Raw genomic sequence first — 7,133 nt, forward strand, 5'->3', positions numbered from 1 at the left:
GCGAGCTGTCACAACATATCTTTCGAAACAACTGTTGCAGGTCTACGCTCGGCGCATGGCCGCTTCGTCCACCGCATCCAGCGCGTCCGCCGCGTCCTCGGGACGGGACATCGAGCTCGACACCGCGGCCCTTCGCGTACTCGCTCACCCGTTGCGCCTGAGCGTTCTCAACCTGCTGCGCGAACGTGGTCCGTCCACCGCCACCCGGATCGCCGACGAACTCGGCATCAACCCTGGCGCCGCGAGCTACCACCTGCGTCGCCTCGCGTCCGGCGGGCTCATCGTGGAGGAGCCGGATCGTGGCACCGGGCGTGAGCGGTGGTGGAAGTCCGCCCATCGCCAGTCGGTCCACGACCCCGCGGCCGCACCCCCGGACCAGCGCGAGGCCGGACGCGCGTACACGCACGCGGTCGCCCTCACCGCTGTCGATCGGCTGCGCAGAGCCGCGCAGGAGGTGCCACTGCTCCCCCAGGAATGGCTCGACGTCACCACCTACAGCGACTTCCTCCTCTGTCTGACCCCCGGTGATGTCGACCGTATGAGAGCCGAGATCTTCGAGGTGATCTCCCGCTACCGGCACGGAGAAGGCGAAGCGCCCGAAGGCTCCTCACCGGTAGCGCTGCAAGTGCAGGCGTTCCCGGTGCCCGGCACGGTCGAGCTGCGCTCCGGTGACGCATGACCGCACACGACATCACCTCGTCCGCCCGGCCCGCGTACCGGGATGTCAACGTCCCGCGCTGGCTCACCGCTTACACCGCCTCGGTCACCGGCGACCTCGTGTACTACCTCGCCCTGTCCTGGACCGCCGCCCGCACCGCCGGGCAACCCGCACCTGGCGCAGGGGCCTTCCGCGCACCCCGCGCCGGCAGGGTGCGAGGACGCGGCCTGGTCGGCCATCCCCGGCTGCCCGAAAGACGTCCCGCTCGTGCTGCGCGGCCTGCTCGGCCCCGACACGTCCGAGGCGTCCGAACGGGCACTGGACTGGCTGGGATGTCAGGACCGATGCGCATCAGCGCCCGGCAGGCGCTCCGCTGAACGACGACGACCGCGCCTGCCTGCTCGGTGCCGCCGGACTTCGACGCGTACGAGCCGAGCCCGTCGACCGAGCCGTCGAAGAGCACCAGGCAGTGCAAGCCCCGCGCCGCGGATGAACCAACTCCTGGCTGATCGACGGCAGTTGCCCCGCGTGGTCGACGACCCTGCATCAGTCATGGCGACGACTCATCCCCAGGAAAATGCTTCCGCGGAGCGGTCGCCAGCTGACCGCCGCAGGAAGGTAACCCCCTTGGCGCGGGCGGAACTTCTCTCCGCGCGCGTTCGACTGGATCTCACTCCTGGCGACATGCCACTGTTCGGAGAGCGGCGATGCGGCTGCCGGCGGCTGACGAACCACCCATCCCATCCGGGCCCGGCTCAAAGGCGCGGCCGCCTGGAGGGCCTGCCGCCACGACAGGTGCGCCCCATGAGAACGCCACGTGTCGTGCGGCCCGTCCCCTCATCGGGGATCCTCGCCCGTGTCACGCTCCCCGGCCAGCCACAGCGTCACAAGGGCCGCCATCCCGGCGATGATGCCGAAGGTGAGGGCGGCGGGCACACCCTGACCGAGCTTCGAGAACAGGTACACAGGACCCCACACGCTGACGGTGTCGTCGAGCGCCATGTGCAGCACTTGGCTCGCCAGCAGTCCCAGCACGGTCGCGCAGACCGCGCCGATCGCCATCGCCGGCACCGTGGTCCGGGTGAGCAGGCCGGGCAACAACCGCAGTGCCCACCACACCACGGCCAGCATGACCACGTCGGCGGCTCGGTACAGCAGCCAGTCGCCGAGCGGTGTGGTCGCCGGGCCCGACCAACCGCCGAGCAACAGCCACTGACGCAGCAGGTCGCCTGGCTCGGACAGCAGCCCTCCGCCGCCGAACGACGTCTGGATCCGGGCCGCCACCGATTCGTACGAGAGGACCACCAGCGACAGCGCGATCACCGCGGTTCCCGCGCTCGCCGCCAGGCGGGCGGCGCGTGGCGACACACTCTTCCGGGGCACCGGTTCCGCCCCCTTGGCGGTGATACGCGCCACGAGCAGCGTGATCACAGCGGTCAGCAGCGCCGTGAACACCGTGACCGGCCCACTCGACGCGATCACCCCCGCGAGCTGCGGCAGGACCCGGTAGCTGCCGCGTCCCCGGGATGCGATGAGCCATGGCGCGGAGACCGTCACCGCCAGCATTCCGGCTACCGGGCCCCAAGCCCACAGCGCGAGCAGGGTGGCCGGCGTGCGGCCCTGCGTCGGTGGAATCCTGCGTATCAGGAGCAGAGCGCCCGCCAGGAAGAACACGAAGACCGCCACGAATCTGATCTGCATCGCGGTGCTGTACAGACCGGCGTACTCGCCGCCTCCGCTCAGGGCCCCACCCGTGCCAGCGTCCGCGGACCCGTCGGACAGCAGATCCACCGGGGGGTCGTACGACCATGGTGCGAGCCATCGCCGCAGTTCGCTGACGGACTGGATGTCGAACACGCTCGTGGTGCCGCGCAGTTCCAGTGCCTGGGTACTCGCCCCCGCCCACCACAGCAACAACGTGATCGTCAGGCCTCCGACCAACGCCGGTATCACGGCGCGCCGATAGGTCATGTGCTCTCCCCCGCCTTGGTCCCGCACTCGTGCGTGTTTCGATCAGCCAAAGAGTAGGAGGTGCTGATCGCCTGCGCATGTGCCGGCCGCACGGCGGACCGTTCCGAGTGCAGCCCGCTGTCGATCGGCCCCGCATGGGGTCCTTGGGGCCGGTGCCTCACGGCGCCTCGGAGCACGGTGGCGACCCGTCGGGCCCGGAACAGCACCTGGCGGGGGGGACCCGGGCCCGACCAGGACCACCGCCTATGACCTCGGCGGCGCTGCGCGGCATCACCAAGGGCCACGACGTGCGGCCCTCCCCCCTTCCTGGGCCCTGCCCGCTTCTCGGGGGGTCCCGTCGCCGCGAGGTGTGACCAGCTGTGACGCCCGTTATCTGGCTGTAAATGCGAGTATCTCATGATCGACCTATATTGAGGTCGGGAAGACTCGGTCAGTCGACGGCCGGCCCTGAGCCGGCGGGAAGCGGGCTCCCATGACGGAGCGGTTCAAACAGCTGGGACTGGTCGGTGAGATGGCCGCCGAATTCCTCGGCACCATGGTGCTGATCCTGTTCGGTGCCGGCGTGGTGGCCCAGGTGGCCGCAGGCGGTGCGCTCACCACTCCACCGGGCGGTCTCGGAAACCACGACAGCATCTCCTGGGCGTGGGGAATCGGCGTCACCATGGGTGTCTACGTCGCGGCACGTCTCAGCGGCGCACACCTCAACCCCGCGGTGACAGTGACGCTGGCCGTGTTCAAGGGATTCTCGTGGCGCAAGGTGGCGCCGTACGTGGTCGCCCAGACGGTCGGCGCGTTCGTGGCGGCGCTGCTCGTGCGCTGGAACTACACCGAGGCACTGGCGAAGGCCGACCCCGGCCACACCATCAAGACGCAGAGCGTGTTCTCCACGCTGCCCGCCAACGGCAACCCGAACCTGCCGGTCCACGAGTGGGGCGCGTTCCGCGACCAGGTCATCGGCACCGCCCTCCTGCTGCTCCTCATCCTGGCCATCACGGACCTGCTCAACACACCGCCCGGTGCCAACCTGGGCCCGTTCATCACCGGTCTGATCGTGGTGGGCATCGGCATGGCCTGGGGCACGAACGCGGGCTACGCGATCAACCCTGCGCGTGACTTCGGCCCCCGGCTCGCCAGCTTCATCACCGGCTACAGGGGGGCATGGCGGGATCAGTACGGGAACCTCTACTTCTGGGTGCCGATCCTCGGCCCGCTGGTCGGCGGTCTCATCGGCGGGGCCCTGTACAAGACTGTGATCAGCCGGTTCCTGCCCTCTGCGGAACCCGAGCCCCCCGGACGTACCCCGGCTCCCGAGCGCTGACACCTACGAACATGGCGGACTCATGGCGAGTATCGCCGCCACGGCGGACCAAGGGGCCTTGGGACAGCGGGCCGAGTCGGCCATTTCTCGGCCCGATGAGCGGCCCAACAGGTGTTGTCGGCGAGCCCCCGGCAGAAGTCTTCCCCACCCTGGTCAAGGAACCAGCGGTAGTTCGCGAGGCGCACGCGGATGTCGACCGCGCCGAAGGCGGTGCACGGGCCGGCATCTCGGAGCAAGGCTTGATCAACGTCCCGCGGGGGCACCTGTTCCATGCGCGCCCGGCCATGCCCGTGGGAAGGGCACGCCCAGGGATTCCGGTGCGAGCGCCGCGTGTTCGGCTGCCGCGTGGAGGCGGCCGTCGCGCAGGACGACGGCGCCGCCGCGCAGCATCGTGTCGATCAGTTCGGCGGCGAGCGCCTCCCGCGTGCGGCCCAGAAGCCCTGCCGCGTCCGTCAGCCAGGCCCGCGCGTGCACGTACGGTTCGGCCTCGGTGACCGCGATCCCGTCACGGATCATCAGAGCGAAGGCGAAGACGCGCCGCGCGCCGTACCAGACGGCGCCGTCCGGGTCGTCGACGAGGCGCTGGGCGCGGCGCAGAGCGGCGGTGAACGCCGCGGCGGTGTCGGTGGGAATCGGACCGTGGGAAGGAAGGATCACGCGCGGAGCGAGGCCGGCCAGTCGTTTCAGCGAGTCGAGTGCCGTGGTGGCCGCCTCGGGGCCGTCGAGGGCGAGGTTGACCCAGCCGACGTCGTAGTCCGACAGCGCGTCACCGACTACGAGCAGGCGCTCGTCCGGCTGCCACAGCGCCAGGTGTCCAGGGGTGTGTCCGGGAGTGTGAACGACCTCCCAGTCGGCTTCCCCGAGGCGGAGGACCTGCCCGTCCTCAAGCGGCATGTCCACCGTGTACGGGGCAACCGGCTGGTCGAGATACTCGGCCGCACAGCAGCCCGGGTCCCTGCGGGTGATCGCATCGGCCTCCAGGGCCTGGGCCGCGATGCCCGAACCGCTCGCCTGCAGCAGCGCGTTGCCGCCGACGTGGTCGGAGTGCCAGTGGGTGTTCACGACCAGGTCGATGTGTCCGGCGTGTGCGTGTGCCCAGGCGGCGGTCTGTTCGGCGTGGCCGACGAACCCGCTGTCGACCAGGGCCGGCTGCGGCCCGTGCAGGAGGAGCAAGTTGGCGTCGGGAAAAGGCCTTTGCCGCCAGGTCACCCAGGTCGGCAGCGGCTGTGCGGTCACTGTGCGGGCCTGTTCACGCGGATCAGGGTCTGCTGCCCGGCGGCGACGAGTTGTCGCCGTCCGTCCTGGACGGCGAACACCTCGAGTCGGCAAACGGTGAGGGTGCGGCCGTACTTCAGGACGGTTCCGACTGCCTCGATGTGGTCGCCGACGGCGGGCGCGAGGAGGTTGATCTTGTACTCGACGGTGAGGACCTCGGCGTCCTCGGGGAACAGCGTGTAGGCAGCGTAACCACCGGCGCTGTCCGCGATGGCACTGGTGGCGCCCGCGTGGAAGTAGCCGTGCTGCTGGGTGACTTCGGGCCTGCTGGGCAGCACGATGTGCACGCGACCGGGCGCGATGTGTGAGAGGCGCGCACCGAGGTGGCTCATCAGCCCCTGGCTGCCGAAGCTCGCGCGGACGCGTCGGAGCACCTCGGGGCTCGCCTGTTCCTGCTGCGTCCGGTCTTCCATGTGTTCTCCCTCGACAGGCATCACGGAGTACGCAATCGACGGGGCCGAGTCGTCAGCCGGCCAGACGCTGCACGAGCAGGAACCCGCCGATGGCGATCATCATGGCACCGGAGACGCGCGTGGCCGTTCTGGCCGCCGCGGGCCTGGTCCTCAGCACCGTCCGGGCCAGGACACCCACGGCGAGATGGACGACGGCGCAGGCCGTCATGTGGAGCAGGCCGAGCAGCCCGGTCTGCGCGGCGGTGGGCCAGCCGGCCGCCGGGTCGATGAACTGCGGGAACAGCGCGAAGTACAGCAGCAGCGCTTTCGGGTTCAGGCCGCTGATCCCGGCTCCCTCGAGCAGGATCCGCCGGTGAGGCCATGCACTGCGGTGTCGCCCCCAGGGCCGTCGGCCGCACGAGCACACCCCAGCCGAGCCACACCAGGTACGCGGCCCCGGCGACGGTCAGCGCGGTCAGCAGGCCCGTCGAGCTCGCACGATCACCACGAGACCCGCCGCGGCGAGCAGCGCGTATCCGGCATAACCGGCGATCAGCCCGGCGACCGCGGGGAGGACCGACCGGTCCCGCAGGCTCGCAGGCTCGCAGGCCCGCAGGCCCGCAGGCCCGCAGCGATCGCGTAGGCCCAGTCCGCGCCGGGGGTGAGCACCAGCAGCAGGTCCACTGCCAGGAACGCCGCCACCGTCGTGGAATCCATGGACCGACCCCTCTTCCCAGTATTCCTACCCTGGAGGGAAGATTAGGTGCGATATGCTCGAAAGTGTTTGCGTTCTTACCCCATGATCACGCCTAGCGGGGGAGAATCTCCTCCATGGATGCCATGGACCGGAAGATTCTCACCGAGCTACAGATGGACGGCCGTCTCACGGTGACCGAACTCGCCGCCCGCGTGGGGCTGAGTGTCTCGCCCTGCCACCGCCGCGTGCGTGACCTCGAACGAGAGAAGGCGATCCGCGGCTACCGCGCGATCGTCGACCCCAGCGCCGTCGGCCTGGACTTCGAGGCCCTCGTCTTCGCCACCCTGCGCTGGGAGGACTGCGACACCGTCGACGCCTTCGAGAAGGCCGTGACCGCCATCCCCCACGTCATCCAGGCCCAGCGCCTGTTCGGCGAGCCCGACTATCTCCTACGGGTCGCCACCGCCGACCTCACGGCCTACCAGCGCCTCTACGACGAGCAGTTGGCCAAGCTCCCCGGCGTCCAGCGTCTGACGTCGACTCTCGTCATGAAGAACGTCGTCCAGGACCGCCCACTGCCCGAGTAGTCACCGCCAGCGGCTCCACCGCACGACCGGACGCCGACATGGCCTGCCAAGCCCACCGGCGGCGGAAGTCCTCGTCGCGCGAGGAGAGTTCGGTCCTGCGCGCCGTGCCGACATGGTCGGCCGCCGTCCGGATCCTGATGGAATGCGACAGCGGACAGGGCCCGTTCCGCACACCGTGCGGAACGGGCCCTGTGATGGAGCGCCGGGCCGGCCTTGCACCTGCATTTCCCCGCAG

The 7,133-nt window shown here is 70.0% G+C and carries 8 protein-coding genes; 3 read left to right on the forward strand and 5 right to left on the reverse strand.

The window, feature by feature from the left end:
- Window positions 1-55: 55 nt before the first annotated feature.
- Window positions 56-679, forward strand: a complete 624-nt coding sequence (locus tag ACFV0T_RS35805) for an ArsR/SmtB family transcription factor (RefSeq protein WP_385788712.1) — start codon at window positions 56-58, stop codon at window positions 677-679.
- An 816-nt stretch (window positions 680-1,495) separates the two neighbouring features.
- Here ACFV0T_RS35805 and ACFV0T_RS35810 read toward each other — a convergent pair.
- Window positions 1,496-2,629 carry a hypothetical protein gene (locus ACFV0T_RS35810; RefSeq protein ID WP_385788714.1) on the reverse strand — a complete coding sequence of 378 codons (1,134 nt, stop codon included), beginning with the start codon at window positions 2,627-2,629 and terminating at the stop codon, window positions 1,496-1,498.
- Window positions 2,630-3,101: 472 nt separating this feature from the next.
- Between ACFV0T_RS35810 and ACFV0T_RS35815 the strand changes: the two genes are divergently transcribed.
- Complete coding sequence (locus ACFV0T_RS35815) at window positions 3,102-3,947, forward strand: MIP/aquaporin family protein (RefSeq protein ID WP_385788715.1); 846 nt, start codon at window positions 3,102-3,104, stop codon at window positions 3,945-3,947.
- A 243-nt stretch (window positions 3,948-4,190) separates the two neighbouring features.
- Here ACFV0T_RS35815 and ACFV0T_RS35820 read toward each other — a convergent pair whose 3' ends face one another.
- The 4 genes from ACFV0T_RS35820 to ACFV0T_RS35835 form a co-directional block, all read right to left on the reverse strand.
- A complete protein-coding gene (locus ACFV0T_RS35820) occupies window positions 4,191-5,183 on the reverse strand; it encodes an MBL fold metallo-hydrolase (protein WP_385788717.1) in 993 nt (330 codons plus the stop codon).
- The gene (locus ACFV0T_RS35825) at window positions 5,180-5,635 is read right to left on the reverse strand and encodes a PaaI family thioesterase (RefSeq protein WP_385788719.1); all 456 of its coding nucleotides are present in this window, start codon (window positions 5,633-5,635) and stop codon (window positions 5,180-5,182) included. Before ACFV0T_RS35825 ends, ACFV0T_RS35820 begins: the two co-directional genes overlap by 4 nt.
- A 52-nt stretch (window positions 5,636-5,687) precedes the next feature.
- On the reverse strand, window positions 5,688-6,041 hold the full coding sequence (locus tag ACFV0T_RS35830) for a LysE family translocator (RefSeq protein WP_385788721.1): 354 nt from the start codon (window positions 6,039-6,041) through the stop codon (window positions 5,688-5,690).
- Between the two features lie 125 nt (window positions 6,042-6,166).
- Complete coding sequence (locus tag ACFV0T_RS35835) at window positions 6,167-6,331, reverse strand: hypothetical protein (protein WP_385788723.1); 165 nt, start codon at window positions 6,329-6,331, stop codon at window positions 6,167-6,169.
- Window positions 6,332-6,445: 114 nt separating this feature from the next.
- On the opposite strand from ACFV0T_RS35835, the gene ACFV0T_RS35840 reads away from it, so the two are divergent.
- Window positions 6,446-6,898, forward strand: a complete 453-nt coding sequence (locus ACFV0T_RS35840; RefSeq protein ID WP_385788725.1) for an Lrp/AsnC family transcriptional regulator — start codon at window positions 6,446-6,448, stop codon at window positions 6,896-6,898.
- Window positions 6,899-7,133: the final 235 nt, after the last annotated feature.

It is taken from the genome of Streptomyces sp. NPDC059582 (assembly GCF_042735715.1).
In the GTDB taxonomy this organism is placed as follows: domain Bacteria; phylum Actinomycetota; class Actinomycetes; order Streptomycetales; family Streptomycetaceae; genus Streptomyces.

Bases quoted from the DNA above. Each gene is read 5' to 3' on its own strand.
- ACFV0T_RS35840 (WP_385788725.1), top strand. From the start codon at position 6,446: ATGGATGCCATGGACCGGAAGATTCTCACCGAGCTACAGATGGACGGC.
- ACFV0T_RS35835 (WP_385788723.1), bottom strand. From the start codon at position 6,331: ATGGATTCCACGACGGTGGCGGCGTTCCTGGCAGTGGACCTGCTGCTG.
- ACFV0T_RS35825 (WP_385788719.1), bottom strand. From the start codon at position 5,635: ATGGAAGACCGGACGCAGCAGGAACAGGCGAGCCCCGAGGTGCTCCGA.
- ACFV0T_RS35810 (WP_385788714.1), bottom strand. From the start codon at position 2,629: ATGACCTATCGGCGCGCCGTGATACCGGCGTTGGTCGGAGGCCTGACG.
- ACFV0T_RS35815 (WP_385788715.1), top strand. From the start codon at position 3,102: ATGACGGAGCGGTTCAAACAGCTGGGACTGGTCGGTGAGATGGCCGCC.
- ACFV0T_RS35805 (WP_385788712.1), top strand. From the start codon at position 56: ATGGCCGCTTCGTCCACCGCATCCAGCGCGTCCGCCGCGTCCTCGGGA.